20 protein-coding genes and 3 tRNA genes are annotated in these 25,694 nt (G+C 69.5%); 21 read left to right on the top strand and 2 right to left on the bottom strand.

Annotated elements, in window-relative coordinates; translation table 11 throughout:
• Nucleotide 1: 1 nt before the first annotated feature.
• The 5 genes from ACN9MP_RS14665 (at nt 2) to ACN9MP_RS14645 (ending at nt 3,640) form a co-directional block, all read left to right on the top strand.
• The gene (locus tag ACN9MP_RS14665) at nt 2–892 is read left to right on the top strand and encodes a sugar ABC transporter permease (RefSeq protein WP_426321331.1); all 891 of its coding nucleotides are present in this window, start codon (nt 2–4) and stop codon (nt 890–892) included.
• 73 nt (nt 893–965) lie between these two features.
• Complete coding sequence (locus ACN9MP_RS14660; RefSeq protein WP_426321330.1) at nt 966–1,466, top strand: FBP domain-containing protein; 501 nt, start codon at nt 966–968, stop codon at nt 1,464–1,466.
• Complete coding sequence (locus tag ACN9MP_RS14655) at nt 1,463–2,374, top strand: PfkB family carbohydrate kinase (protein ID WP_426321328.1); 912 nt, start codon at nt 1,463–1,465, stop codon at nt 2,372–2,374. The genes ACN9MP_RS14660 and ACN9MP_RS14655 overlap by 4 nt, the downstream gene beginning before the upstream one ends.
• Before the next feature lie 86 nt (nt 2,375–2,460).
• Nucleotides 2,461–2,545, top strand: a tRNA-Tyr gene (locus ACN9MP_RS14650).
• Nucleotides 2,546–2,644: 99 nt separating this feature from the next.
• The gene (locus ACN9MP_RS14645; protein ID WP_426321326.1) at nt 2,645–3,640 is read left to right on the top strand and encodes a hypothetical protein; all 996 of its coding nucleotides are present in this window, start codon (nt 2,645–2,647) and stop codon (nt 3,638–3,640) included.
• Nucleotides 3,641–3,716: 76 nt separating this feature from the next.
• Here the strand turns inward: ACN9MP_RS14645 and ACN9MP_RS14640 are convergent, their stop codons facing one another.
• The gene (locus tag ACN9MP_RS14640) at nt 3,717–5,309 is read right to left on the bottom strand and encodes a phytoene desaturase family protein (protein WP_426321324.1); all 1,593 of its coding nucleotides are present in this window, start codon (nt 5,307–5,309) and stop codon (nt 3,717–3,719) included.
• 90 nt (nt 5,310–5,399) lie between these two features.
• Between ACN9MP_RS14640 and ACN9MP_RS14635 the strand changes: the two genes are divergently transcribed.
• The 4 genes from ACN9MP_RS14635 to ACN9MP_RS14620 all read left to right on the top strand — a co-directional run bounded on the left by ACN9MP_RS14635 (nt 5,400) and on the right by ACN9MP_RS14620 (nt 8,363).
• A complete protein-coding gene (locus ACN9MP_RS14635; RefSeq protein WP_426321322.1) occupies nt 5,400–6,203 on the top strand; it encodes an inositol monophosphatase family protein in 804 nt (267 codons plus the stop codon).
• Between the two features lie 438 nt (nt 6,204–6,641).
• A complete protein-coding gene (locus ACN9MP_RS14630) occupies nt 6,642–8,120 on the top strand; it encodes a M23 family metallopeptidase (RefSeq protein WP_426321320.1) in 1,479 nt (492 codons plus the stop codon).
• A 63-nt stretch (nt 8,121–8,183) separates the two neighbouring features.
• Nucleotides 8,184–8,255: transfer RNA gene (locus ACN9MP_RS14625), tRNA-Thr, on the top strand.
• A gap of 34 nt (nt 8,256–8,289) precedes the next feature.
• A tRNA-Met gene (locus ACN9MP_RS14620) sits at nt 8,290–8,363 on the top strand.
• Between the two features lie 221 nt (nt 8,364–8,584).
• Here the strand turns inward: ACN9MP_RS14620 and ACN9MP_RS14615 are convergent.
• Nucleotides 8,585–9,277, bottom strand: coding sequence for a GntR family transcriptional regulator (locus ACN9MP_RS14615; RefSeq protein ID WP_426321319.1), 693 nt, complete (start codon nt 9,275–9,277; stop codon nt 8,585–8,587).
• A gap of 117 nt (nt 9,278–9,394) precedes the next feature.
• On the opposite strand from ACN9MP_RS14615, the gene glyA reads away from it, so the two are divergent.
• The 12 genes from glyA to ACN9MP_RS14555 all read left to right on the top strand — a co-directional run bounded on the left by glyA (nt 9,395) and on the right by ACN9MP_RS14555 (nt 25,641).
• Nucleotides 9,395–10,696, top strand: a complete 1,302-nt coding sequence (glyA, locus tag ACN9MP_RS14610) for a serine hydroxymethyltransferase (RefSeq protein WP_426321317.1) — start codon at nt 9,395–9,397, stop codon at nt 10,694–10,696.
• 7 nt (nt 10,697–10,703) lie between these two features.
• Nucleotides 10,704–11,948, top strand: coding sequence for a sarcosine oxidase subunit beta family protein (locus ACN9MP_RS14605; RefSeq protein ID WP_426321316.1), 1,245 nt, complete (start codon nt 10,704–10,706; stop codon nt 11,946–11,948).
• A gap of 21 nt (nt 11,949–11,969) precedes the next feature.
• Entirely contained in the window at nt 11,970–12,323 is a 354-nt protein-coding gene (locus tag ACN9MP_RS14600; protein ID WP_426321314.1) for a sarcosine oxidase subunit delta, read from the top strand.
• Entirely contained in the window at nt 12,320–15,175 is a 2,856-nt protein-coding gene (locus ACN9MP_RS14595; RefSeq protein ID WP_426321312.1) for a 2Fe-2S iron-sulfur cluster-binding protein, read from the top strand. Before ACN9MP_RS14600 ends, ACN9MP_RS14595 begins: the two co-directional genes overlap by 4 nt.
• Complete coding sequence (locus ACN9MP_RS14590; RefSeq protein WP_426321310.1) at nt 15,168–15,779, top strand: sarcosine oxidase subunit gamma; 612 nt, start codon at nt 15,168–15,170, stop codon at nt 15,777–15,779. Before ACN9MP_RS14595 ends, ACN9MP_RS14590 begins: the two co-directional genes overlap by 8 nt.
• Nucleotide 15,780: 1 nt before the next feature.
• Complete coding sequence (locus tag ACN9MP_RS14585; protein ID WP_426321308.1) at nt 15,781–17,160, top strand: L-serine ammonia-lyase; 1,380 nt, start codon at nt 15,781–15,783, stop codon at nt 17,158–17,160.
• Nucleotides 17,161–17,206: 46 nt separating this feature from the next.
• Nucleotides 17,207–17,422 carry a hypothetical protein gene (locus tag ACN9MP_RS14580; RefSeq protein ID WP_426321306.1) on the top strand — a complete coding sequence of 72 codons (216 nt, stop codon included), beginning with the start codon at nt 17,207–17,209 and terminating at the stop codon, nt 17,420–17,422.
• Between the two features lie 266 nt (nt 17,423–17,688).
• Nucleotides 17,689–18,963, top strand: a complete 1,275-nt coding sequence (locus ACN9MP_RS14575; protein WP_426321304.1) for an aromatic ring-hydroxylating oxygenase subunit alpha — start codon at nt 17,689–17,691, stop codon at nt 18,961–18,963.
• Complete coding sequence (locus ACN9MP_RS14570; RefSeq protein WP_426321302.1) at nt 18,960–20,033, top strand: FAD-binding oxidoreductase; 1,074 nt, start codon at nt 18,960–18,962, stop codon at nt 20,031–20,033. Before ACN9MP_RS14575 ends, ACN9MP_RS14570 begins: the two co-directional genes overlap by 4 nt.
• A gap of 151 nt (nt 20,034–20,184) precedes the next feature.
• The gene (locus ACN9MP_RS14565) at nt 20,185–22,128 is read left to right on the top strand and encodes a BCCT family transporter (protein ID WP_426326059.1); all 1,944 of its coding nucleotides are present in this window, start codon (nt 20,185–20,187) and stop codon (nt 22,126–22,128) included.
• Nucleotides 22,129–22,233: 105 nt separating this feature from the next.
• The gene (purU, locus tag ACN9MP_RS14560) at nt 22,234–23,127 is read left to right on the top strand and encodes a formyltetrahydrofolate deformylase (RefSeq protein WP_426321300.1); all 894 of its coding nucleotides are present in this window, start codon (nt 22,234–22,236) and stop codon (nt 23,125–23,127) included.
• Nucleotides 23,128–23,148: 21 nt separating this feature from the next.
• Nucleotides 23,149–25,641: a GcvT family protein gene (locus ACN9MP_RS14555; protein WP_426321298.1), complete on the top strand. Its 2,493-nt coding sequence runs from the start codon at nt 23,149–23,151 to the stop codon at nt 25,639–25,641.
• Nucleotides 25,642–25,694 lie beyond the last annotated feature (53 nt).

Raw genomic sequence — 25,694 nt, 5'->3', positions numbered from 1 at the left:
CATGTCCGACTCTCAGGAGATGGCCGTCCGCCGCAGGACCTTCGGTCGCTGGTTCGCGGACACCGGATGGCGGCACGTGGTCGCCATCGTCGTGTCGATCTTCGCGATCTTCCCGCTGCTGTACGTGCTCTCCGCGTCGCTCAACCCCCACGGCACGCTGACCGGCAGCAACCAGCTGTTCTCGCAGATCGGCTTCGACAGCTACGTGAGGATCCTGACGGATCCCAAGGTGCCGTACCCGATGTGGTTCCTGAACACGCTCATCGTCGCGCTGATCACCGGCTTCACGATGGTCTTCCTCGGCGCGCTCGCCGCCTACGCGTTCTCGCGCATGCGCTTCGCCGGGCGCCGGGTCGGCCTCATCACGATCGTCGTCGTTCAGATGTTCCCGCAGCTGCTGGCCGTCGTCGCGATCTTCCTCATGATGAGTTCGATCGGCGACTGGTTCCCGGCGATCGGCCTGAACACGCTGTCCGGCCTGATCCTCATCTATCTCGGCGGCGCCCTGGGCGTGAACACCTACCTGATGTACGGCTTCTTCAACACGATCCCGAAGGAGCTCGACGAGGCGGCCAAGATCGACGGCGCCGGGCACGCGCGCATCTTCTTCACCATCATCCTGCGGCTGGTCGCCCCGATCCTCGCCGTCGTGGGCCTGCTGGCGTTCATCGGCATCGTGAACGAATACGTCATCGCGAGCGTCATGCTGATCGACCCCGAGAAGCAGACCCTCGTCGTGGGCCTCACGAAGCTCGTGTCGAACCCCCGCTACGCCGACTGGTCGGCCTTCTCGGCAGGCGCCGTGATGGCGGCGATCCCCGTCGTGGTGCTGTTCCTGCTGCTCCAGCGCTACATCGTCGGCGGCCTCACGGCGGGCGCGACGAAGGGCTGAGCCTCCGCCGGTGGTGCGCGTCGGGGTGGCGGAGGCATCCGTCATTCGTAGACTGGGCGGGCGAGGAGGTGCCATGCGCCCACTGACCGAAGAAGATGTGCGTTCGTCGTTCGTGAACGCGTCGCCCGACGAGCTGCGGCTCGTCACTCTGCCCGCCGACTTCGTGCTGACCGACTGGGACCACCTGGACTTCCTGGCGTGGCGCGACCCGCGCACGCGCGGCCGGGGCTATCTCGTCACCGAGATCGACGGTGAGGTCGCGGGAATCGTGCTGCGGGGTGCCGACGGCTCGTCGCACGCGCGGACGGCGATGTGCAACCTGTGCCACACCATGCAGCCGGCGGCTCAGGTCGTCATGTACACGGCGCGGAAGGCCGGCGAGGCCGGGGCGCACGGCGACAGCGTCGGCACCTACATCTGCGCCGACCTGTCGTGTCACGAGAACGTGCGCCTGGCAGCCCCGCTGGCCCCGAACGAGGTGCGCGCGAGCGTCGACCTCAAGATCGACGGCACCCGCCGGCGCACCGAGGCCTTCTTCGGGCGCGTGCTCGAGACCGCGGGGGTGCGGCGATGAGCGTCGTGGTGGTGGGCGATGCCCTGATCGACGAGCTGCGCGACGACCACGGCGTGCGCGAGTTCGTCGGGGGGGCGGCGCTCAACGTCGCGGTGGGCCTCGCGCGGCTCGGCGTGCCGGCGACCCTTGTCGCGATGCTCGGCGACGACGAGCCCGCGTCTCGGATCCGGCACTATCTCGAAGACTTCGGCGTGCAGCTCATCGCGACCCCGTCGCTGCTCGGCACGGCTCGGGCGGTCAGCACCCGCTCGGGTGGCGGCGAGCCGGTGTACGAGTTCAACGAGGCGTCGCAGAAGCGGCGCATCCGTTTCGGCGAGGCCGAGCGCCAGGCGATGAAGGATGCCGACCTCGTCGTCGTCAGCTGCTTCGCGTTCGACGACGTCGAGCAGGCGGAGGAGCTGGCCGCCGCGGTCGCGGAGGCCGGCGCTCCCGTCGCCGTGGATCCGAATCCGCGGACCGGGATGCTGCGCGACAAGGCCGAGTTCGTGCGCGGCTTCGAGAAGCTCGCGGCGGGCGCGGCGCTGGTGAAGGTCGGCGAGGACGACGCGGCGCTGCTGTACGACGACCGCCTCGACGCGGTGCGCGCTCGCCTGGCGGACCTCGGGGCCAAGGCCGTGCTCGCCACCGAGGGCGCCGCGGGTGCCAGCGTCGAGGCGGGTGACGTCGTCGTGACACGTCCGATCTCGAATCTCCCCGGCCGCATCGTCGACACGATGGGCGCGGGCGATGCCGCGTTCGCCGCCACTGCGGCGGCGCTCGTCGCCGGGGTCCCGTCGGGCGAGGACGAGTGGGAGGCGGTGCTGCATATCGCGATGGATGCCGCGGCCGCGACCTGCCGTTTCGAGGGCGCGCTCCTGCGCACGCCGGATGCTCTCGACCGACTCGATCTCGATCAGATCGGCACGTAGACCAGGGGATTTCTGACCTCGGGGATCTACGCGTAAGATTGTGGATCGCGCCTCCGGTCGTCTGGAAAAGTCGGACGGGCGCGCCTGGCGAGTTACCCAAGCGGCCAAAGGGATCTGACTGTAAATCAGCCGTCTTAGACTTCGGGGGTTCGAATCCCTCACTCGCCACCACTTGCAAGCGCCCCCTCGTGGGGCGCTTCGTGGTTCGGGCGGGGCGGCCGTGTCAGGATGGGCGTGCGGGCCTTCCGCCCGCGCCACGAGAGGAACGCCATGACCGCGCCCGACCCGTATGCGACGTCCGTTCCCACGCCGGAGCACGCGCGCACGGACGGCTCCCTGTCGCCGCTGCTGCGGGCCGCCGTCTGGGTCGCGATCGGGGCCCTGATCGCCGCCGCGATCGTCTGCGTGGTCTGGGTGCTCGTCGGCTCGCAGAACGGGCTCATCGGGCGGGCCTTCCTCACGATCCTGCTGCTCGTCGGCTTCGCCGGCGTCGCGATCCTCGACGCCCACCTCGCGCCGCGACGGCCCGCCTGGTTCGCGCTGGCGAGCATGGCGTCGTGGATCATCGCGCTCCTCCTCGGCGCGATCATGATCTGGATGCCCGAGCGCTTCCCGTGGCTCGGCTACTCGCGGTTCATCCAGTTCCTGCTGATCGTCCTGATCCTGCAGCTCGTGCTGCTGCACGTGCGCCTCTACACCAAGGCGTTCCAGCGCTACGACACGCCGTTCACACGAACGATCTACATCGTCACCATCTCGCTCGTGGTCGCGCTGGCAGCACTGCTCATCATCCCTCTGGCGTTCGGGGAGTGGCTGTTCCTGGCCGAGCTGTACTGGCGCATCGTGATCGCCGTCGCGATCCTGGCCGCGGTCGGCACGGCGATCGTGCCGCTGGTGAACCTGCTGTTCGCACCGAAGAGGCCGCGCGCCCACGTCGCGACTCCGCCGCTCGCCGCCGCGGCGGCGCCGTCTGCGGGAGCGGCCCCGGCCGCCCACGAACTGCTGCCGTGGCCGTCGTACGTCGACGGCGTGACGCCGCTGCCGATGCTTCCCGACGGCTCGCCCGACTGGAACGCGTACTACACCGGCTACCCGTCGCCCGGAGCCCACGTCTTCCACGCGATCGAGCACGCCGCCCCGGCCGAGTCGCCGGCCGCTCCGGCGGCGGAGGTTCCCGGCGATGCGCAGGCGGCACCTCCCCAGACGAGGGTCGCCCCCGGCTACGAGGGCTACCCGCCGCCTCCGCCGCTGCCCCCGCGCCCGTAGAGGCTGCCGGCGACACCAGCCGGGCACCGCCCCCGAGCCTCGCTCCCGGATCAGGCGCCCGAGCCTCGCCCCCCGGTCAGCGGACGAGAAGCTCGAGGGCGGCCATCGCCGCGTTGTGCCCGCCGAGGCCGCTGACCGCCCCTCCCCGGCGTGCGCCGGAGCCGCAGAGCAGGACGGCGGGATGCGGCGTCGCCACGCCCCAGCGCTGCGCCGGGGTGTCCAGCGGCTCGTCGTCGCCCGCCCACGGCCACGAGAGCGGACCGTGGAAGATGTCGCCGCCCACCATGCCGAGCGACTGCTCCAGGTCGGCGGTCGTCCGCGCCTCCACGCACGGCGTGCCGTCCGGCGCGACGTAGACGCAGTCCGCGATCGGCTCCGCCAGCACCGCGTCGAGCGAGCGCTGAGCCGCGTCGAGGAGCGCCGTGCGCGCAGCATCCGGATCCCGTCCTTCCAGAAGGCGATGCGGCACCTGCAGGCCGAAGAGCGTCAGCGTGTGCGCCCCCGACTCTCGAAGCTCGGCGCCGAGGATCGTGGGGTCGGTCAGCGAGTGGCAGTAGATCTCCGCGGGGAGGGGATCGGGGATGCCGCCGCTCAGCGCCGTCGCGTGCGCCGCGTCGAGCTGCGACAGGGTCTCGTTCACGTGGAACGTCCCCGCGAACGCCGCCTCGGGGGCCACCCGCGCATCGCGCAGGCGGGGGAGCCGCTGCAGCAGCATGTTGACCTTGAGCTGTGCGCCCTCGGGCGCCGGGCCCGGTGCCGCGGGTTCGGCCGCTCCGGCCGCCGCGAGGAGCCGGGTCAGCACCGCCGGCCCGACCCCGCTCAGCACCAGGCGGGCGTGCACCCTCGCGCCGCCCGCCACTGTGATCTCGCCATCGGGCGCGAGGGCCACCACCTCGCTGTCGGTGCGCAGCTCGGCACCGGCGTCGCGGGCGGCCCGGGACAGCTCGGCCGTCACGCACCCCATGCCGCCCACCGGCACGTCCCAGTGCCCGGTGCCCCCGCCGATGACGTGGTACAGGAAGCAGCGGTTCTGCCGCAGGCTCTCGTCGTCGGCCGTGGCGAAGGTGCCGATCAGCCCGTCGGTGAGCGCGATGCCGCGCGCGATGTCGGTGTCGAGCGACGAGCGCAGCAGCTCGCCGAGCGGGCGCTCGACGAGCTCGCCCCACAGGTCGTCGTCGCCGAGGTCGCCGCGCACGGCCGCCGCGCGTCGCAGCGGTTCCGTCATCGAGGGGAAGAGCAGCCGGCCGACGGGCGCGATCCGCTCCGAGAAGTCCGCGAACCTCTCCGCCTCGGCGGTGCTGCCGGTGACCTGGGCGAACGAGTCCGCGGTGGCGGCAGCATCCGCCGTATCGACCAGCACGCCGCGCGTGGGATCGGCCGGATCGGGCGTGTACGACGAGTACCGGCGGCGGAGCAGACGGATGCCGAGTCCCAGGTCGTCGACGATGCTGCGGGGGAGCAGGCTCACGAGGTAGGAGTACCGCGACAGCCGCGCGTCGACGCCGGCCCACGGCCGCTCCGAGACGGCGGCTCCACCGACGTGGTCGAGCTTCTCGAGGACGACGACCGAGCGTCCGGCACGCGCCAGGTAGCCGGCAGCGACGAGGGCGTTGTGGCCGCCGCCCACGATGGCGACGTCGTAGACGGGGGAGCGGGCTGCGTCGGGCATGGCCCCACGGTAGCGAGCGGACGCCTTCGCGCGGCGGGACGGCGCCCGGGCGCGTCGCTTGCCCGCGCCGCGCCGGTCTAGCGTGGAGTCATGAGCCTCGAGCATGACCTGGAGTCCGTCGCCATCGACATCGCCCGGGAGGCCGGAGAGCTCGCGCGGAAGCGCCGTGACGCCGGCGTGGCCATCGCGGCCACGAAATCGGCGCTCGCCGACATCGTCACGGAGGCGGATCGCGAGGTGGAGGCCCTCATCCGCACCCGCCTGAACGAGGCGCGGACGGATGACGGCTTCCTCGGCGAGGAGACCGGCGCCGAGCCCGGGTCGACCGGTGTGACCTGGGTCGTCGACCCCATCGACGGCACGGTCAACTACGCCTATGGCATCCCCTTCTATTCCGTCAGCATCGTCGCCGTCCGCGGAGAGCCCACGCCCGACGCGTGGGAGGCGCTGGCGGGCGTCGTCTACGCGCCGGTTCTCGGGGAGCTTTTCCACGCCGTCCGCGGCGAGGGGGCGTGGCTGGGCGCCGACCGCCTCGCGGTGAACCCTGAGGTCGGGCCGGCGGGTGCACTGCTCGGCACCGGCTTCGGATACGACCCGGCCACCCGGCCCGGCGACCTCGAGCTCATCGGCAGAGTGATGCCCGGTCTCGCGCGCGATCTGCGCCGCGGCGGGTCGGCCGCGCTCGATCTGTCGTACGTCGCAGCGGGTCGCCTCGACGGCTACTTCGAACGAGGTCTCGCTCCGTGGGACCTCGGCGCCGGTTCGCTCATCGTGGCCGAGGCGGGCGGGCGCTTCGGCCGTGCCGAGCCGGACGGCGGGCCCCGTGCACCCCTCGTGGTCGCCGCGACGCCGGCGATCTTCGACCGGCTCGCCGATGCCGCCGGCCTGCGATGAGCACTGACTTCTCATCGAATCCTCATGAAGCACACCGGGTGAAATCCGAGCCGTACATGGCATTCCCAGAATGCCCAGGGTAGTGTTTACCCGATCGTTACCTTCGCTGCCCGAACGGCGGAGGTGGTCATAGCCCGAACGCCCGCCTTGCCGCGCAGCCCCCCTCGCGGCACGACCCGAGAGCCCGACTCCGCTTTGCCTTTCGACGCACCCCAGGCTGAACCTGCGCCCACGCGCCGGTCGAGCCGCCCCTCCGCAACGCCTGTCCAGGCGACCACGGAGACCCTGGGTGCGAGCCGCGCGACGGCACGGCGTCAGGCGGCGGGCACTGCTCCGGAGCGCCCGGCGGTCGTGTGGGGCCGCGTGAGCGCGCCCGCGCCGTCCTCCGTTGAGGTCTCGGCGCCGTCGCCGCTCAAGGCTTCCGCACCCTCTGTGCCCGTGATCGAGCCGGCTCCGGCACCCGCCCGTCCGCAGCCGGGCGCGGCATCCGCCGTCCTGGCCGCAGAATCGGCTCAGCCGACGACCCGACGCTCCCGTCGCGCGCAGCGCGCCGAGCAGCCGGCCGTCGCCGTGCCTGCGATCGCGTCGGTCGCTCCCGCCGAGCCCGAGCGCATGGCCCCGGCGTTCGAGGCCGAGCTGCCGACGCGCGACGAGCCGGCGCCGCTCCTCGACACCGTCCTCGCGCCGGCAGAGCCGTTCGAGCTCCTCGAGCCCGCCGTCGCCGAGGAGGCCGCCGCGGCACCCTCCGAGGCGACGCCCGACGACGAGCAGGCCGAAGGCGCGGCATCCTCCGGCACCGGCGCATGGATCGCCGATACGTTTGCGAAGATCCTGGCCGCCGAGTCAGTCGTTGCGGCCGCGGCGACCGCCACGGAGGTCGACGTCCGCCCCGCGGAGCAGGCCGCCGACCGGGTCGAGGCCGAGCCCGCCGCTTCGCGTGAGCGGCAGGAGCGCCCGCGCACCGAGCGGATCGAGCCGCTCACCGGCCCGATCCCCCAGCCCGCCGCATCCGGAGTCGACGAGTTCGAAGCCGCCGCACGCCTCTTCTCCTTCACGGGCGAGACGCCGGTGCAGGAGGGCGTCGGGGAGGCCGAGGCGGCTGCTGAGGCCGAGCCCGAGGCCGAGACGGAGGGTGCGACGCACGCCGCTCCCCGCCGCGCCCACGCCCGTCGCGGAGCATCCTTCAAGCGCGTCGCGACCGCGTCGTTCTCGATCGGCGTCTTCGGCATCGTCGGTCTGATGGCCGTCGGCATGACCACGCCGGCCGAAGCCGTCGCCGCCGCCAACGGCACCGACGCCCCGCTGTCGCTCGTGGCGGCTGGTCACTCCGCGCCCGTGATCGACGAGGCGGAGATCCAGGCGTACGTCGCTCCGGGTGACGCCCAGAACGACACCCTGCAGCGCACCGAGAACTACACGACGACGACCACGGCACAGCTCGCGTCCGAGGCCGGCATCCAGAACTTCTCGAACCTCTTCCACAACAACCCCAGCTCGAACATCCAGTGGCCCTTCGCGGTCGGTGTGACGATGTCGTACGGGTTCGGAATGCGCTCGGGTCGCATGCACGAGGGCATCGACTTCACACCCGGCAACGGCGCGCCGGTGCAGGCCATCGCCGATGGCACCGTTCGCGTCGCCTCCGAGGCGGGCGGCCCCTACGGCGTGCACGTGATCATCGACCACATCGTCGACGGCGAACTCGTCTCGAGCCACTACGCGCACATGCAGTACGGCTCGCTGCAGGTGACCCCCGGTCAGCACGTCACGGTCGGAACGGTCATCGGCCGCACCGGCAACACCGGACGCTCGTACGGCGCCCACACGCACTTCGAGATCCTGCAGAACGGCACCACCGCCATCGACCCGTGGCCGTGGCTGCAGCAGCACACCGACGGGACCCACACGGTGGGTTGAGTCGGTTCGGAAGGATGCCGCGCCTCTGGTATTCTCTTCTAGTTGCCCGCGTGAGGGCAGCACGCCCCGATAGCTCAGTGGCAGAGCACTTCCATGGTAAGGAAGGGGTCGTCAGTTCAATCCTGACTCGGGGCTCGCAGCATCCATCACGTGACCGCTGGATGCGCATGGCAGGGTAGCTCAGTTGGTGAGAGCGCACGACTCATAATCGTGAGGTCGCGGGTTCAAGCCCCGCTCCTGCTACAGAATAACCTCGGCTGACCAGGGTTTCTTGTCCCACTTGAAGGGACAGAGATTCGATGTCTTCAAGATCTATTCAGCGCTTTGCGTCACGACGAGCGCAGCGCCCTCCTCGTGAACCGTCAATCACAACAGCACGGCATCCGTGCGCCGAGACGGGCCGAGCCCCCGCGGAGGTGCGGGCATCCACGAGGTGACCGGGCAAACCCGTTGGAACCGTCCGGCTAGATCACCGAACGGATCAGTTGCTCGAAGCCGATGACATGATCGTGGGCGAGATTGGCGGCGTCCTCGGCTCGCCCCGCCACGATCGCGCGGAGAAGGTCGACGTGCTCGCCGACATGGGCGCCCACATCCGGGAGGCGGTCGAGCACCAGGCACCAGATCCTCGTAGCGAGGTTGTCGTACTTGATGAGGTCCTCTTGAAGGTGCGGGTTGCCGTTGGCGGCGTAGATGCTGCGGTGAACATCGAGGTCATAGCGCATCAGGTCGAGCCCCGACATGTCGGTGCGGTCCATCGCCTCCAGCGCCTCGGCGAGATCGCTCATGGCTTGCCGCTGGCCAGGCGTCGCGAACCGGGCGCCGCGTGACGCGGCGAGAGGCTCGAGTTGCGCGCGCATCTCGGTGACCGACGCGAGATCGGTGATGTCGACCGGTGCGGCGAAGGTGCCGCGGCGCGGGTACACCGCGACGAGGTGCTCGGCCTCCAGGCGCTTAAGCGCCTCGCGCACCGGCGTGCGCCCGATGCCGAGCTCGCGCCCGATCCGCTCGTCGTTGATCGGGGCCCCCGGAGGGATGTGCAGCACGATGAGCCGATCCCGCAGCACAGCGGTGGCGTACTCCGCATAGGAGCGGCCCGCCAGCTCGTCAGCATCCGGAGCCGCTCGTTCCGTGATGGTTTCGGAGAGCCCGTTCATCGTTTCCCCTTCCGGTGGTCACCGGCGTCCTTGGCAATCCGGTTTGACGAGGTGACCCGAACGCCATACTATCGACTCAGCAATAGATATATCAGTTGTTTACGACTAGGAGAGCAGATGTCGTCGACCGCCGCCGCCACCGCCGCGACCACCCTCAGCGCACCGTTGCGCGACGTCGACAGCGAGGTGTTCGGAGCGATCCAGTCAGAACTCGCTCGGCAGCGAGGCACGCTCGAGATGATCGCGAGTGAGAACTTCGCGCCCCTTGCCGTGATCGAAGCGCAGGGGTCGGTGCTCACGAACAAGTACGCGGAGGGCTACCCCGGCCGTCGCTACTACGGCGGCTGCGAGAACGTCGACGTGATCGAGCAGCTGGCCATCGACCGACTGAGGGGCCTGTTCGGCGCCGAGTACGCGAACGTGCAGCCGCATTCCGGGGCACAGGCCAACGCGGCGGCGATGTTCGCACTCATCAAGCCGGGCGACACCATCCTCGGCCTCGACCTCGCGCACGGCGGGCACCTCACCCACGGCATGCGCCTCAACTTCTCGGGCAAGCTCTACAACGCCGTCGCCTACCACGTCCGCGAGGACGACCACCTCATCGACTACGACGAGATCGAGCGACTCGCTCTCGAGCACCGCCCGCAGCTCATCGTCGCCGGCTGGTCGGCGTACCCCCGTCAGCTCGACTTCGCGCGCTTCCGTCAGATCGCCGACCTGGTCGGCGCGTACCTCATGGTCGACATGGCGCACTTCGCCGGTCTCGTCGCGACCGGCCTGCACCCCAACCCCGTGCCGCACGCGCACGTCGTCACGTCGACGACGCACAAGACGCTCGGCGGTCCTCGCGGCGGCGTGATCCTCGCCACTGCCGACCTCGGCAAGAAGTTCAACAGCTCGGTGTTCCCCGGCCAGCAGGGCGGGCCGCTCGAGCACGTCATCGCGGCCAAGGCGGTGGCCTTCAAGCTCGCGGCCGAGCCGGAGTTCCGCGAGCGCCAGGAGCGCACGCTGCGCGGCGCCGCCATCATCGCCGACCGCCTCCTCCAGGAAGACGCCGCCGCCGCCGGCATCGGCGTCGTCAGCGGCGGCACCGACGTCCACCTCGTGTTGGTCGACCTCCGCAAGTCCGAGCTCGACGGTCAGCAAGCCGAGGACCGCTTGCACGAGGTCGGCATCACCGTGAACCGCAACGCCGTCCCGTTCGACCCCCGCCCGCCGATGATCAGCTCGGGGGTGCGCATCGGCACGCCGGCGCTCGCCGCTCGCGGCTTCGGCGACGACGAGTTCCGCATCGTCGCCGACGTCATCGCCCGCGTGCTGCAGCCCGACACCCACGAGGCAGCCCTGGCCGAGCTCGGTGCCACGGTCAGCGAGCTGGCCGACCGCTTCCCGCTGTACCCCGGCTACGGAGAGTGACCCACCCATGACTGACGAGAAGCAGCCCCGCACCCCCGGTGCCGAGCTCCCCGACCACCCCAAGTTCCTGTGGGACGCGCCCGAGCCGAAGCGCTCGTACGACGTGGTGATCGTCGGCGGCGGCGGCCACGGCCTCGCCACCGCGCACTACCTGGTCAAGAACCACGGCATCACGAACGTCGCCGTCGTGGAGCGCGGGTGGCTCGCAGGCGGCAACATGGCCCGCAACACCACGATCATCCGCTCCAATTACCTCTGGGACGAGAGCGCCGGAATCTACGAGCACGCGCTCAAGCTCTGGGAGGGCCTGGAGGACGACCTCGAGTACCCCATCCTCTTCAGCCAGCGCGGTGTGCTGAACCTCGCGCACACGCTGCAGGACGTCCGTGACTCCCGGCGTCGTGTCGAGGCGAACAAGCTCAACGGCGTGGACGCGGAATGGGTGGATGCTGCGACGGTCAAGGAGATCTGCCCCCTCGTCAACATCTCCTGGGACATCCGCTACCCGGTGCTCGGCGCGACCTACCAGCCCCGAGCCGGCATCGCCAAGCACGACTACGTCGCGTGGGGTTTCGCGCGCAAGGCAGCGGAGGCCGGCGTGCACCTCATCCAGGACACCGAGGTCACCGGCTTCCTCACCGACGGCGACCGGGTCACCGGCATCCGCACGAACCGCGGGGACATCGCCGCCGGACGCGTCGCGCTCGCTGCGGCCGGCCACACGTCGGTGTTGACGGACGCCCTCGGCATCCGGGTGCCGATCCAGAGCCACCCGCTGCAGGCGCTCGTCTCCGAGCTGCTGGAGCCGGTACACCCGACGGTCGTGATGTCGAACGCCGTGCACGTCTACGTCTCGCAGGCGCACAAGGGCGAGCTCGTGATGGGTGCGGGCGTGGACTCGTACAACGGGTACGGCCAGCGCGGCGCCTTTCACATCATCGAACGGCAAATGGCGGCCGCGGTGGAGCTGTTCCCGGTGTTCGCCCGTGCCCACCTGCTCCGCACGTGGGCGGGCGTCGTCGACGTCACGCCCGACGCATCGCCGATCGTCGGCGCCACGCCGTACGAGAACCTCTTCCTCAACTGCGGCTGGGGAACGGGCGGGTTCAAGGCGACGCCGGGCCTCGGCGAGGCGTACGCCCACACCGTCGCCACCGGCGACCCCCACCCCCTGATCGCCCCCTTCAGCCTCGACCGCTTCGTCACCGGCCGGCTCGTCGACGAACACGGTGCCGCGGCCGTCGCCCACTAGCGCTCGCAGAACGGAAAGACCATGCAACTCATCGAATGCCCCTGGTGCGGACCTCGCGAAGAGATCGAGTTCTCGTACGGCGGCGAGGCCCACGTGCCCTACCCGGCCGAGCCCGCAGCGCTCGACGACACGGAGTGGGCTCATTACGTCTTCTTCCGCAGCAACACCAAGGGACTCTTCGCGGAGCGCTGGGTGCACAGCGTCGGCTGCCGGCGCTGGTTCAACGCCTTGCGCGACACGGTGACGTACCGGTTCGCCGCCGTGTATCCGATCGGCGGAACCGTCCCGGCTCTCGCCACCGGCGAGGCCGCGGCCTCCGACGCTCCCGACTCCACCTCGCTCCTCTCGGCCGAATTCGAAAGCGCAGCACGATGACCCAGCGACACCGCACCGAGACCGGCGGTCTGATCGACCGCCGCAGCCCCATGTCCTTCGACTTCGAGGGCGACACGATCGACGGCTACACGGGAGACACGCTCGCGTCGGCGCTGCTCGCCAACGGCGTCCACCAGGTCACCACGAGCATCAAGCTCGGCCGGGCGCGCGGCATCGTCGCGGCCGGCCCCGAGGACCCGAGCGGGCTCGTCCAGATCACCACGCCGTTCCCCGACCCGATGCAGCTCGCCACCACGATCGAGCTCGCGCCCGGCATCGCCGCACACGGTGTGCCCGGTCAGGGCGTGCTCCCCACCGAGCCCGACCCGGCGAGGTACGACTCCGCCCACCTGCACGTCGACGTGCTCGTCGTCGGTGCGGGGCCCGCCGGTCTCGTCGCGGCCGTGGAAGCGGCCCGCGCCGGAGCGCGCGTGGCACTGGTGGACGAGAAGCCGGCGCTCGGCGGCTCGCTGCCCTCGACCCCGCGTGCCATCGACGGCGCGGACGCCTTGGAGTGGGTGGTCCGCACGGTGCAGGAACTCCGCGAACTCGGCATCACGCTGCTGCCGCGCACGACCGTGTTCGGCGTCTACGACGACGGGCTCGCGCTCGCCATCGAGCGGCGCACGGACCACCTGGGCAGCGACGCGCCCGCGGACGCGCTCCGCCAGCGCATCTGGCGCATCCGCGCGCAGCGCACCATCGTGGCTGCGGGCTCGCACGAGCGCCCCGTGGTGTTCGCCGACAACGACCGGCCCGGCATCATGCTGGCCGGCGCCGCGAGGACGTACCTGCACCGCTACGGCGTCGCGGTCGGCGAGCGTGTCGTCATCTTCACGACGAACGACAGCGCCTACAGCGCCGCGTTCGACCTGCACGACGCCGGCGTCGCCGTCGCGGCCATCATCGACACACGTTCCGTCATCGGCGCGAACTGGACCGATGGGGCCGCCGAGCGCCGCATCCCGCTCCACCACGGCAGCGTGGTCACGGGGACGTCGGGCGACGAGCGCGTCGCGTCGGTCTCTTTCGCGCGCTTCAACGGCACGGCCTTCGGGGTCACGGAGGACATCGCCGCCGACACGCTGCTGGTCAGCGGCGGCTGGAACCCGGCTGTTCACCTTTACAGCCAGGCCGGCGGATCGCTCCGCTACGACGAGCGTCTGGGTGCGTTCGTGCCCGACAGCACCTTGCCCGGCATCGCCGTGGCCGGTTCGGCCGCGGGCCACTTCGGGCTGCGCGACGTGCTCCAGGACGCGCGCCGCGTCGCCTCCGAGGCGCTAGCCGAGCTGGGCTTCTCCGCCGCGCAAGGCGACCTCCCCGACACCGATGAGGACGTCGACCACGGTCCGGGTGCGGTGCTCTGGTACGTGCCCTCGGGCGAGCCGGAGGACCTCACGACGCACTTCGTCGACCTGCAGCGCGACGCGACGGTTGCCGACATCGCCCACGCGATCGGCGCGGGCCTACGCTCCGTGGAGCACATCAAGCGCTACACGACGATCGGCACGGCCCACGATCAGGGCAAGACCTCGAGCATCATCGCCTCGGGCATCGCCGCGGCGATCTCGGGCGAGAAGATCGCCGGCGTCGGCACCACGCGCTTCCGCCCGCCGTACACCCCGGTCGCGTTCGCGGCGCTCGCGGGCCGCGCCCGCGGCGACCTGTTCGACCCTGTGCGCATCACCCCGGTGCACGAGTGGCACGTCGGTCGCGGTGCCGAGTTCGAGGACGTCGGGCAGTGGAAGCGGCCGTGGTACTACCCGCAGCCGGGTGAGGACATCCACGCCGCCGTGGCACGCGAGACCGTCGCCGCACGCAACGCCGTCGGCATCATGGACGGCTCGACGCTGGGCAAGATCGACGTGCAGGGCCCCGATGCGGGCGAGTTCCTCGACCGCATCTACACCAACCTGATGAGCACCCTGAAGGTCGGCTCGGTCCGCTACGGCGTGATGTGCGGAGTCGACGGCATGGTGATCGACGACGGCACCGTGCTGCGTCTGAACGAGGAGCGCTTCCTCGTCTACACGACGACGGGCGGTGCCGCGAAGATCCTCGACTGGCTCGAGGAATGGCTGCAGACGGAGTGGCCCGAGCTCCGTGTCTACCTGACGTCGGTCACCGAGCACCTCGTCACGTTCCCCGTCGTGGGCCCGCTCTCGCGCGCGGTCATCGGAGACCTGTTCCCCGGCGTCGATGTGTCGAACGAGGCGTTCCCCTTCATGACGTGGCGCGACACCGACCTCGGCGGCGTGCCGGTGCGCTTGGCACGCGTCAGCTTCTCGGGTGAACTCGCCTACGAGGTCAGCACCGCGAGCTGGTACGGGCGCGACCTGTGGGAGCGGCTGATCGCCGCGGGTGCCTCGTACGGCATCACCCCGTATGGCACCGAGACGATGCACGTGCTGCGCGCCGAGAAGGGCTACCCGATCGTCGGGCAGGACACCGACGGCACGGTGACACCGCAGGATCTCGGGATGTCGTGGGTGGTGTCGAAGAAGAAGGTCGACTTCATCGGTAAGCGCTCCTTCGACCGCCTCGCCAATCAGGACCCGAACCGCCGCCAGCTCGTCGGACTGCTGCCCGACGACCCCCGGTCGTTCATCCCCGAAGGCTCGCAGCTTGTCTCGGCCGTGGACCTCGGCTCGCTGCCCGTCCCGATGGAGGGCTTCGTCACCTCCAGCTACGACAGCAAGGCGCTGTCGAGCACGTTCGCGCTCGCCCTCCTCGATGGCGGGCACAGCCGCATCGGCGAGAAGGTCAACGCCGTCGTCGACGGCCGCACCGTGCCGGTCACCATCACCAGCCATGTGCTGCTCGACCCGGAAGGAGCCCGCCGTGATGGCTGAGGCGAAGACCACCGCACCGCTCGCCCGGCGCGGCATCCTGGATTCCCGTATCGAGTCGCTCGCGAACGCGTCTCATGCCGTGCGCGTCGAGGTGCTGCCGCCCGCGGTGCAGCTGAACCTGCGGCTCGACACCGCGCGCGCCCCGCTCGACAGGGTGCGCGACGCGCTCGGAGGTGACCTTCCCGGCCCGCTGTCGTCGGTGACGACCGCGGAAGGCCGCACGATCGTCTGGCTCGGTCCGGACGAGTGGCTCGTGATCGACCGGGTGCGCACGCCGGAGCTGGAGGCCTCGCTGCGCGCGGCCGTCGCCGGTGCGGGCGCGGTCGTGGACCAGTCGGGCCAGCGCATCTCGATCCTTCTCGAGGGAGACGTGGCGGCGCTGCTCGCGAAGGGGACAGCACTTGATCTGCACCCGGGCGCCTTCCCGCGCGACACCGCCGTCCAGGCCATGCTCGGGCAGGCGGTCGTGATCTTCCTGTCGCGCTCGGCGGATGCGTCCCGCGTCGAGCTCATCGCGCGAACGTCGTTCGCCCCGTACGTGGCCGACTGGCTCGTCGACGCGCTCGCAGACCCTCTCGCGTACCCCGCGCCGCACGGAGGCTGATGTGTCGCTCAGCGTGTTCGACCTGTTCAAGATCGGAATCGGTCCGTCGAGCTCGCACACGGTGGGTCCGATGCGAGCTGCCGTCACCTACGTGGAACGGCTCAGGGAGGCCGGGCAGCTGGAGCGCGTCGCGCGCATCGAGACCCAGCTGTTCGGATCCCTGGGCCTCACCGGCCACGGCCACGGCACCCTGAAAGCGGTCATCCTGGGGCTGCAGGGCGAGCAGCCGCACCTCATCGACCCCGCCGAGGCCGAGCTGCGATTCGAGGCGTCGCAGGCCGTCGGCTCGCTCGAGCTCGGCGGCACGCATGCCATCGCGTTCGACGTCAAGCGCGACGTCGTGCTGCACCTGCGCGAGCGGCTGCCGTTCCACTCCAACGGCATGCGTTTCGACGTGTTCGACCACGCCGGGGAGCTGTTCGACAGCCGCGAGTACTACTCGATCGGCGGCGGATTCGTCGTCGACGAGGACGAAGCCCGAGGCCCTGCCGCGGCAGTCGACGAGGTCGAGGTGCCGTACCCGTTCGACACCGGCGACGAGCTGCTGGCCACCGCGCGGCGCACCGGACTGCGCATCAGTGACATCGTGCTCGCCAACGAGCTGGTCACGCGCACCGACGACGAGCTGCGTGTGGGCATCCTCCAGATCTGGTCGGTGATGCAGCAGTGCATCCGCAACGGCACGCACGCCTCGGGCATCCTGCCCGGCGGTCTCAATGTGCGCCGCCGGGGCGAGCTCCAGCGCGAGCAGCTGGAGGCGGCCGGACGCACGGACGACCCGCTGCACGCGATGGAGTGGGTCACGCTGGCCGCGCTCGCCGTCAACGAAGAGAATGCCGCCGGGGGCCGAGTGGTCACCGCGCCGACGAACGGCGCCGCCGGCATCATCCCTGCCGTGGTGGACTACTACACGCGCTTCGTGCCGGGCGCCGACGATGAGGGAGTGGTGCGCTTCTTCCTCACCGCCACCGCGATCGGCACGCTGTTCAAGAAGAACGCATCGATCTCGGGCGCCGAGGTCGGCTGCCAGGGCGAGGTGGGGTCTGCATGCTCGATGGCGGCCGGAGGGCTGGCCGAGGTGCTGGGGGGCACACCGGAGCAGATCGAGTACGCCGCCGAGATCGGCATCGAGCACAATCTCGGGTTGACGTGCGACCCCGTGGGCGGCCTCGTCCAGATCCCCTGCATCGAGCGCAACGCGATCGCCTCCGTCAAGGCCATCACGTCGGCGCGCATGGCCGTGCGCTCCGACGGCGAGCACCTCGTGTCGCTCGACACCGCCATCAAGACGATGCGCGACACCGGCGTGGACATGAGCCACAAGTACAAGGAGACCGCCGAGGGCGGGCTCGCGCTGAACGTGAGCATGGTCGAATGCTGACCGCCGACCGCGTCGAGGTCATTCCGATCCCGGGATCGTCGAGCAGGTGCGACACCACCTCCCGGCGGGATCGGGCGTGAGCGTGACGGCGCTGCCCGGGCAGGACCTCGCCGATACGGTCGGCGTGACGCTCGAGTGCGCCGCGTCCGACGAGGACACGATCCCGCATCTGGCCGCGACGCGCATCTCGAGGGCGGGTGAGCTCGATGCGATCGTGCGCCGCCTGTCGGACTCCGGAACAGGATGCCGCGCCCGCCCTTGACGCAGCCATCGCGGTTGCGGACCGGTGTCATCGACGCCTGAGTGCCTTTACGAGACCCCGGTCGCCGCACCGCGCCGGGCCTCGGCCTGCCCGGAAAACGCGTGCCTCCCATGCTGTGTAACCCGCATGTTTCGGGTGCGAGAAGAGTCGTCGTTGAGGCCGTTCTCACGTTGACAGCGGGTACCGCCGGATTCGAGAATCGTCGCATCTGATGCGTTCTACGCAACATGTCTCATCAGGCGCACGCAACGGAGAGAGGAACCCCGATGCCCCCGACCATGATCCGTCCGCAAAATGACGTTTCCCTGCGTCGTCTGATCGATGAGCGCAAGCCTGGACACAGCCTGCCGGCGTCTTTCTACACGAGTGACGAAGTGTTCAACCTCGACCTGGATGCGATCTTCGGCAAGCACTGGATCTTCGTGGCGAGTGTCGCGGAGATCCGTGAGCCGGGCGATTACGTGACGATCGAGTTCGGGAAGACCTCCGTGATCGTGATCCGTGATGACGACGAGCAGGTGCAGGTGCTGCACAACGTGTGTCGTCACCGTGGTGCTCGGATCCTGCTGCCGGGGGCGGGATCGGTGGGGAACCTGGTGTGCGGGTACCACCAGTGGACGTACAGCCCCGATGGCGAGCTGATCTATGCGTCGGCGGCGGAGGAGGGGTTCGACAAGAGCTGCTACAGCTTGCGGAAGGTCGCGTTCCGGGTGATCTCGGGGCTGATCTTCATCAACATGTCGGATGAGCCGAACACCGACATCGATCCGGTCGCCGAGATCGTGGAGCCGTACTTCGATGCGCACCAGCTGGGGCGGGCGAAGGTCGCCAAGCAGATCGATCTGATCGAGGAGGGCAACTGGAAGCTCACCCTGGAGAACAACCGGGAGTGCTACCACTGCGACCTGCATCCGGAGCTGGGCTGCACCTACTTCATCACGTGGGGCTACCCGGAGGACCAGATCCCGCCGCATCTGCAGGACGTGCACCAGCGCTACCTCGCGGCCGAGGCGGAGCTTGAGGAGAAGTGCATCGAGCGTGGCATCCATTACAAGGGCAATGAGCAGCTCGACACCCGCACGTTCGGGTTCCGGGTGCAGCGGGAGGCGCTGGACGGTGAGGGCGAGTCGTACTCGCTGACCGGCGCGAAGCTGGTGAACAAGCTGCTGGGCGACTTCGACGACGCGAAGCTGGGCCGCCTGTCGATGCACACGCAGCCGAACTTCTGGTGCCACTTCATGGCCGACCACGCCATCACCTTCGCGGTGCTGCCGATCGCGCCGGGCCGCACCCTGGTGCGCACCACCTGGCTGGTCCACGAGGACGCGGTGGAGGGCGTGGACTACAACGTCGACGACCTCACGCACGTGTGGCGCGAGACCAACAACCAGGACGCGCACTTCGTCGAGCTCGCGCAGAAGGGCGTCACCGACCCCGCCTACGTGCCCGGCCCCTACATGCCCAGCGAGTACCAGGTCAACGCGTTCTGCAACTGGTACCTCGACCGCCTCAACGACTACATCGAAGAGGACCCTTCATGAGCGGGCTGGGACCGGGCGCCGTGCGCGCCGAACACGATCGCTGGGACGAGGATCCCACGGGGCGCCTGCTGACCTGCACGCGGATCACGCGTCGCACCGACCAGATCGCGACGTTCGAGTTCGTCGCGCCGGATCGCCGTGCGCTGCCGCACGCACCGGGCCAGTACATCACCGTGAGCACGCAGATCGACGGGGAGCGGGTCAGTCGTTGCTACACCGTCAGTTCGCCCTCGACCAGGCCGTACTCGGTGCAGCTGACGATCAAGCGCGAAGCCGACGGGGTGATGTCGCGATGGCTGCACGACACGCTCCAGATCGGTGATCGGGTCGAGCTCAGTGGGCCGGCCGGGGAGTTCTCGACCGCGTTCCACCCTGCCGAGCGGCTGCTGCTGCTGGCCGGCGGGGTGGGCATCACGCCGATGATCTCCATCCTGGAGTCCATCCACGATCTCGCCGAGCCCGTCGACGTTGTCCTGGTGCACAACTCCCGTGCGCCTGAGTTCGTGGCGTTCGCCGAAGAACTCGCCCGCATCAACGCCGAGAACCCGCATGTGCGCGTCATCCAGGCCGTCTCGCATGATCCTGACGGAGCGTGGTTGGGTCCGGTGGGTCGGCTGGATGCCGGGATGCTCGGGGAGAACGTCCCTGATCTGCTCGACCGGGAGGTCTTCGTCTGCGGCCCGGACTCGTACATGGTTCACGCCGAAGCGCTTCTTCTGGAGCTGGGCGTGGCTCGCGACCGGATCCATCAGGAGTCGTTCGTGCTGGCGGGGGCCGAGGAGGTCGTGGTCGACCCCACCGCGGAGGGGGTGCACACCGTGACCTTCGCCAAGAGCGGCAAGACGGTCACCATCCCCGACGGACTGACCGTGCTGGACGCGGCCAAGGAATGCGGCATCCGCATCATCACGTCCTGCCAGAACGGGATCTGCGGCACCTGCAAGACCGGCAAGATCTCCGGCGACCTCGACATCGCCCACAACGGCGGCATCCGCCAACGCGAGATCGACAACGGCAAGATCCTCGCCTGCTGCTCCCGCCCCCGCGGACCCGTCGTCATCGACGCCTGAACCCCTTGACGAAAGCCACCGAACCCCGACCGCACAACCCTGACCCCCGACTCCACCCGGACGATCCGTTCAGCAACCAGTACTCGCACTCGCAAAGGAGGTGGACGACCGTGCACCCGAGAGACAACGCGCTCGGATCGGTCGACACATGATGAGCTCCACAGACACCACGCGAACCTTGATCGATTCGCTCAAGGACGCACATTCACTCGAAGACCAGCCACGCCGAGTGGGCGTGGACAAGATCGTGTTCGGCGTGGCGGCATTGGCCGCCGCCGGATTCGTCGCCTGGGGCGTGATCAGCCCGACGAGCCTCGGTTCGGTCGCGGCATCCGCCCTCAAGGGCACGATGAACAACCTCGGCTGGCTCTTCGTCATGGCCGCCACGATCTTCACGGTCTTCGTCCTCGTCGTCGCGCTCGGCCGGTTCGGCAGGATCCCGCTCGGCAAGGATGGAGATCGGCCTCAGTTCCGCACGTCCTCGTGGATCGCGATGATGTTCGCGACCGGCATGGGCATCGGCCTCGTCTACTGGGGGGTCGCCGAGCCCCTGTTCTTCTACCTGTCCCCGCCGCCCGGAACGGCGGAGGCGCAGACGCCCGAGGCGCTGAACGTCGCGATGGGACAGACCCTCTTCCACTGGACGCTCTTCCCGTGGGCGATGTATGCCATCGTCGGGCTGGGAATGGCGTACGGTACCTATCGTCTCGGCCGCTCACAGCTGTTCTCGTCGATGTTCACGTCGATCTTCGGCCCGAAGGTCGTAGGCGGCGCCGGCGGTCGCGTCATCAACGTCCTCGCCATCCTCGCCACGCTGTTCGGATCGGCCTGCTCGCTCGGACTCGGTGCGCTCCAGATCGGTGCGGGCATCGAGTCGTTCGGCCTCCTGCCTGACGTCGGATCGCCGGTGCTCGTCGTGATCATCTCGATACTCACCGCCGCCTTCGTCGCGTCCGCGGTCTCGGGCATCGAACGCGGCATCCAATGGCTGTCGAACATCAACATGGTGCTCGCGCTCGTCCTCGCAATCGTGGTGTTCCTCGGCGGTCCCACGCTGTTCATCCTGAACGTGCTTCCCGATGCCATCGGTGCGTTCGTCGGCAATCTTCCCGAGATGGCGTCGCGCACAGCGGCGACCGGTGACGAGTCGATGGCCGCATGGATGTCAGGCTGGACGGTCTTCTACTGGGCCTGGTGGGTCTCGTGGACGCCCTTCGTCGGCATGTTCATCGCGCGCATCTCGCGGGGTCGCACGATCCGTCAGTTCGTGACCGGTGTGCTGCTCGTGCCCTCGATCGTGTCCACCCTGTGGTTCGTCATCTTCGGCGGTGGCGCGATCGGCATCCAGCAGAGGGCGGAAGCCGTCGGCGACCTCACAGCCGGGATCGCGGACGTCGTGGACGGTGTCCCTGTCGTGAACTCCGACACCGCGCTGTTCAACCTCCTGAATGCCCTTCCGTTCCCGACGTGGGCCACCATCGCGCTCACGGTGCTGACGGTGGTGCTGATCGGCATCTTCTTCGTCACGGGCGCAGACTCCGCATCGATCGTGATGGGGATGCTGAGCGAGAACGGCACGGACCACCCGCGCCGCCGCATCATCGTGTTCTGGGGCGTCGCGACCGGCGCAGTAGCCGCGGTCATGCTGCTCGCCGGTGGTCAGGACCCAGCAGCCGCACTCAATGGGCTGAAGAACATCACGATCGTCTCCGCGGTTCCGTTCGTGATCGTGATGCTGCTGCTGTGCGTCGCGCTCTGGAAGGACCTCGCGCGAGACCCTCTCGTCATCCGCACCGATCTCGCCCAGCACCTGCTCGCCGAGTCTGTCGCACAGGGGGTGGAGACCCACGCGGGAGTGCCGTTCACGCTCAACACCATCGAGATCCCCGTCGTCGCCTCGCCGGCGGTCGCGTCCGGCGAAGACAACTCCGCCGTGACGGCGCAGCCGTCGACAGGGGCAGATGATCGCGATCCTGCGCCGGGCCGGCTGCGCTCCGCGAAGGTCATCACCAAGAAGCCAGTGACAGACGGTGCGACTGAAGCACAGGCCGACGTCACGGAGAAGCCCGAGACCCCCGTGGGTCCGAAGGCCTGAGCGCTCCATTCCGGAGGGCGCCGCGCGGCGTCGCTCGCTGTGCGAGCGCGGCGCGGCGCCCTCCGTCATCCCCCGTTTGCCCATCCATCCAGTCAAGGAGTTCTCGTGACTCTCACCTCTTACCCCGTCCCCGCCGTCGATGCCGCCACGGGCTCGCCGATCGTGCTCACTCTCAGTTGCCCTCAGGCGCCCGGCATCGTGCGTGCCGTCACGGGCTTCCTCTACGAGCGCGGGTTCAACATCCGGGAGCACCACCAGTTCGACGACGCGCACCTCGACGCCTTCCACTTGCGCACCTCGTTCTCCAGCGACGGGAGCGACCTCGACATCTCCGAGCTCGAGGCGCAGTTCGCCGAGATCGCCGCACGGTTCGACATGGAGTTCGCGTTCCACACCAGCGAGCCGCCACGCATCCTCGTGATGGTGTCGAAGTCCGGGCACTGCCTGAACGACCTGCTGTTCCGCTGGCGTGCCGGCACCCTCGGCGGCGAGATCGTCGCCGTGGTGTCCAACCACGAGGACCTGCGGCAGATGGCCGAGGCCGCGGGTCTGCCCTTCATGGTCGTGCCGATCTCGGCCGATACCAAGGATGCCGCCGAGGATCGCCTTCGCGGGCTCGTCGACGAGTACGACGCCGATCTGGTCGTGCTGGCTCGTTACATGCAGGTGCTCTCGGATGAGTTGTGCCGTGACCTCGCGGGGCGCGCGATCAACATCCACCACTCGTTCCTGCCCGGATTCAAGGGCGGTCGGCCGTACCACCAGGCGTACGACCGTGGCGTCAAGCTCATCGGGGCGACGGCACACTACGTCACGGGAGACCTCGACGAAGGGCCGATCATCGAGCAGGACGTCCAGCGCGTCAGCCATGCCGCCGACCCGCGCACCATGGCCACGCTCGGTCAGGACGTCGAGGCCCTCGTCCTCTCACGCGCCGTCCGCTGGCACTGCGAGCACCGCGTGCTCGTCCGCGGCCACCGCACCATCGTCTTCAACTGATCCGGAACTCGAGGAAACACCATGGCAACCGCACCCCGTGTCGTCATCATCGGAGCCGGCGTCGTCGGCGTCAACATCGCCGACGAGCTCGCGCAGCGCGGCTGGACGAACACGCTCGTCCTGGAGAAGGGCCCGCTGGATCTTCCGGGCGGCTCGACGTCCCACGCGCCGGGCGTCGTCTTCGCCACCAACGGCTCGAAGAGCATGACCGAGTTCGCGGTCTATACGATCGACAAGTTCAGCGATCTCAAGACCGCCGACGGCCGCGGATCGTTCAATCACGTCGGCGGCCTGGAGCTGGCGACCACGCCGGAGCGGCTCGCCGAGCTGCACCGTCGCGCCGGCTGGGCCGCATCCCGCGGGCACGAGGGTCGCGTGATCGACGCCGCCGAGGCGAAGCGCCGCTACCCCCTGATCGATCAGGATCTCGTCCTCGGGGCGTACTACACGCCGCGCGACGGCATCGCGCTCGCGGTGCAGGCCAACCGTCTCCTCATCGAGCGCACACGCGCGCAGGGCGTCGAGTACCGCGACGCCACCACAGTCACCGGTGTCGACCACGCCGGAGGCAAGGTCACCGGCGTGATCGTGAACGACGGCGAGCGGATCGCGGCCGACATCGTCATCTCGGCCGCGGGCTTCTGGGGGCCGGCGGTCGGCGAGCTGATCGGCCTCAAGGTTCCTCTCATCCCGCTCGCTCACCAGTACGCCTGGACGACTCCGCTGGACGTGCTCTCGGGCCGCAACGAGCAGCCGGCGGGCGCGTCGCTGCCGATCCTGCGTCATCAGGACCGCGACCTCTACTTCCGGGAGTGGGGCGACCGGATCGGGGTGGGCTCGTACGACCACGACCCGATGCCCGTGGACATCACGTCGCTCGAGGAGTACTCGTTCGACACGATCACCGCGGAGCAGATGCCGTCGAGCCTCACGTTCACCCCGGAGCACTTCGCCCCTGCCTGGCAGGCGACGCAGGAGCTGCTGCCCGACACGCGCAGCGCGCAGATCCAGAAGGGCTTCAACGGGATCTTCTCGTTCACGCCCGACGGGGGATCGCTCGTGGGCGAGGCGAGCGGTCTCGACAACTTCTTCATCGCCGAGGCCGTGTGGGTGACGCACTCCGCCGGCATCGCACGCGCCGTCGCGCAGCTGTTGACCCAGGGCTACTCCGAGGTCGACCTCGGAGACAGCGACGTCAACCGGTTCGAGGCCGCCCAGCTCACCCGTGAGTACGTGCAGACGACGTCGGAGCGCAACTTCGTCGAGGTGTACGACATCCTTCATCCGCTCGACCCCAAGAAGGAGCCGCGCGGCCTGCGCACGAGCCCGTTCTACGAGCAGCAGAAGGCGCTCGGCGCATACTTCCTCGAAGGTGGGGCCTGGGAGCGGCCGTACTGGTACGAGTCCAACGCCGCGCTGCTCGACGATCTGCCCGACGAGTGGAAGCCCCCGCAGCGTGAGCCGTGGGCCGCGAAGTTCTCCTCGCCGACCTCCGCGGTCGAGGCGTACAAGACCCGCACCGCGGTGGCGATGTACGACATGACGCCGCTCAAGCGACTCGAGGTCTCGGGGCCCGGCGCGGGCACGCTGCTCCAGCGCCTCACCACGGGCGAGATGCTGCGCGCTCCCGGAGCGGTGACGTACACCCTGCTGCTCGACCGGGCAGGCGGCATCCGCAGCGACATCACGGTCGCCCGCCTCGACGAGGAGACCTACCAGGTGGGAGCGAACGGTGCCATCGACGAGGCCTACCTTCAGCGCGAGGCGCGCTGTCAGACCCGGAACGACCCGTCCCAGTGGGTCCAGGTGCGCGACACCACCGGCGGCACGGCCTGCATCGGTCTGTGGGGACCCCTCGCTCGCGAAGTCATGGCGCGCGTGTCCGACGACGACTTCAGCAACGACGGGCTCAAGTATTTCCGCGCCAAGCAGGTGTCGATCGCCGGCGTCAGCGTGACGGCGATGCGACTGTCGTACGTCGGCGAGCTGGGCTGGGAGCTTTACACGTCCGCTGACACCGCGCGCTTCCTCTGGGACGCGCTGTGGCGAGCGGGTCAGGAATCGGGCATCGTGGCCGCGGGTCGGGCCGCCTTCAACGCGCTGCGTCTCGAGAAGGGCTACCGATCGTGGGGCACCGACATGACGACCGAGCACGAGCCCGGCGAGGCGGGTCTGGGCTTCGCCGTCAAGGCGACCAAGACCGACTTCGTGGGCAGCCGCCGGCTCGAAGCGCGTGCCGCAGCGTCCACCAAGCGCCTGCGATGCCTGACGATCGACGACGGTAGCTCGGTGGTCCTGGGCAAGGAGCCTGTGTACGTCGACGGTCGGCCGGTCGGCTACGTCACCAGCGCGGCGTACGGGTACACCGTGGGTCGTCCGATCGCCTACGCGTGGCTTCCCCTGTCGACTGGTGTCGGCGACGCGGTCGAGGTCGAGTACTTCGGTAGCCGCATACCGGCCACCGTGGCGGCCGAGCCGCTGTTCGACCCCGAGATGAGCAGGCTGCGGGGGTGACACCCGGCTATCCGAGCCTCGCGGGGCGGCCGACTGCGGCCGTCCCCGCGAGG

This window comes from Microbacterium sp. E-13 (genome assembly GCF_049912955.1).
Lineage (GTDB): Bacteria > Actinomycetota > Actinomycetes > Actinomycetales > Microbacteriaceae > Microbacterium.
The sequence above is the reverse complement of the archived record's forward strand: the minus strand, read 5'-3'. Positions and strand labels throughout refer to the sequence as shown.

What these genes read in the sequence shown, in the direction of transcription:
- ACN9MP_RS14665 (WP_426321331.1), top strand. Translation starts at nt 2, where the DNA reads ATGTCCGACTCTCAGGAGATGGCCGTCCGCCGCAGGACCTTCGGTCGC.
- ACN9MP_RS14660 (WP_426321330.1), top strand. Translation starts at nt 966, where the DNA reads ATGCGCCCACTGACCGAAGAAGATGTGCGTTCGTCGTTCGTGAACGCG.
- ACN9MP_RS14655 (WP_426321328.1), top strand. Translation starts at nt 1,463, where the DNA reads ATGAGCGTCGTGGTGGTGGGCGATGCCCTGATCGACGAGCTGCGCGAC.
- ACN9MP_RS14645 (WP_426321326.1), top strand. Translation starts at nt 2,645, where the DNA reads ATGACCGCGCCCGACCCGTATGCGACGTCCGTTCCCACGCCGGAGCAC.
- ACN9MP_RS14640 (WP_426321324.1), bottom strand. Translation starts at nt 5,309, where the DNA reads ATGCCCGACGCAGCCCGCTCCCCCGTCTACGACGTCGCCATCGTGGGC.
- ACN9MP_RS14635 (WP_426321322.1), top strand. Translation starts at nt 5,400, where the DNA reads ATGAGCCTCGAGCATGACCTGGAGTCCGTCGCCATCGACATCGCCCGG.
- ACN9MP_RS14615 (WP_426321319.1), bottom strand. Translation starts at nt 9,277, where the DNA reads ATGAACGGGCTCTCCGAAACCATCACGGAACGAGCGGCTCCGGATGCT.
- glyA (WP_426321317.1), top strand. Translation starts at nt 9,395, where the DNA reads ATGTCGTCGACCGCCGCCGCCACCGCCGCGACCACCCTCAGCGCACCG.
- ACN9MP_RS14605 (WP_426321316.1), top strand. Translation starts at nt 10,704, where the DNA reads ATGACTGACGAGAAGCAGCCCCGCACCCCCGGTGCCGAGCTCCCCGAC.
- ACN9MP_RS14600 (WP_426321314.1), top strand. Translation starts at nt 11,970, where the DNA reads ATGCAACTCATCGAATGCCCCTGGTGCGGACCTCGCGAAGAGATCGAG.
- ACN9MP_RS14595 (WP_426321312.1), top strand. Translation starts at nt 12,320, where the DNA reads ATGACCCAGCGACACCGCACCGAGACCGGCGGTCTGATCGACCGCCGC.
- ACN9MP_RS14590 (WP_426321310.1), top strand. Translation starts at nt 15,168, where the DNA reads ATGGCTGAGGCGAAGACCACCGCACCGCTCGCCCGGCGCGGCATCCTG.
- ACN9MP_RS14575 (WP_426321304.1), top strand. Translation starts at nt 17,689, where the DNA reads ATGCCCCCGACCATGATCCGTCCGCAAAATGACGTTTCCCTGCGTCGT.
- ACN9MP_RS14570 (WP_426321302.1), top strand. Translation starts at nt 18,960, where the DNA reads ATGAGCGGGCTGGGACCGGGCGCCGTGCGCGCCGAACACGATCGCTGG.
- ACN9MP_RS14565 (WP_426326059.1), top strand. Translation starts at nt 20,185, where the DNA reads ATGAGCTCCACAGACACCACGCGAACCTTGATCGATTCGCTCAAGGAC.
- ACN9MP_RS14555 (WP_426321298.1), top strand. Translation starts at nt 23,149, where the DNA reads ATGGCAACCGCACCCCGTGTCGTCATCATCGGAGCCGGCGTCGTCGGC.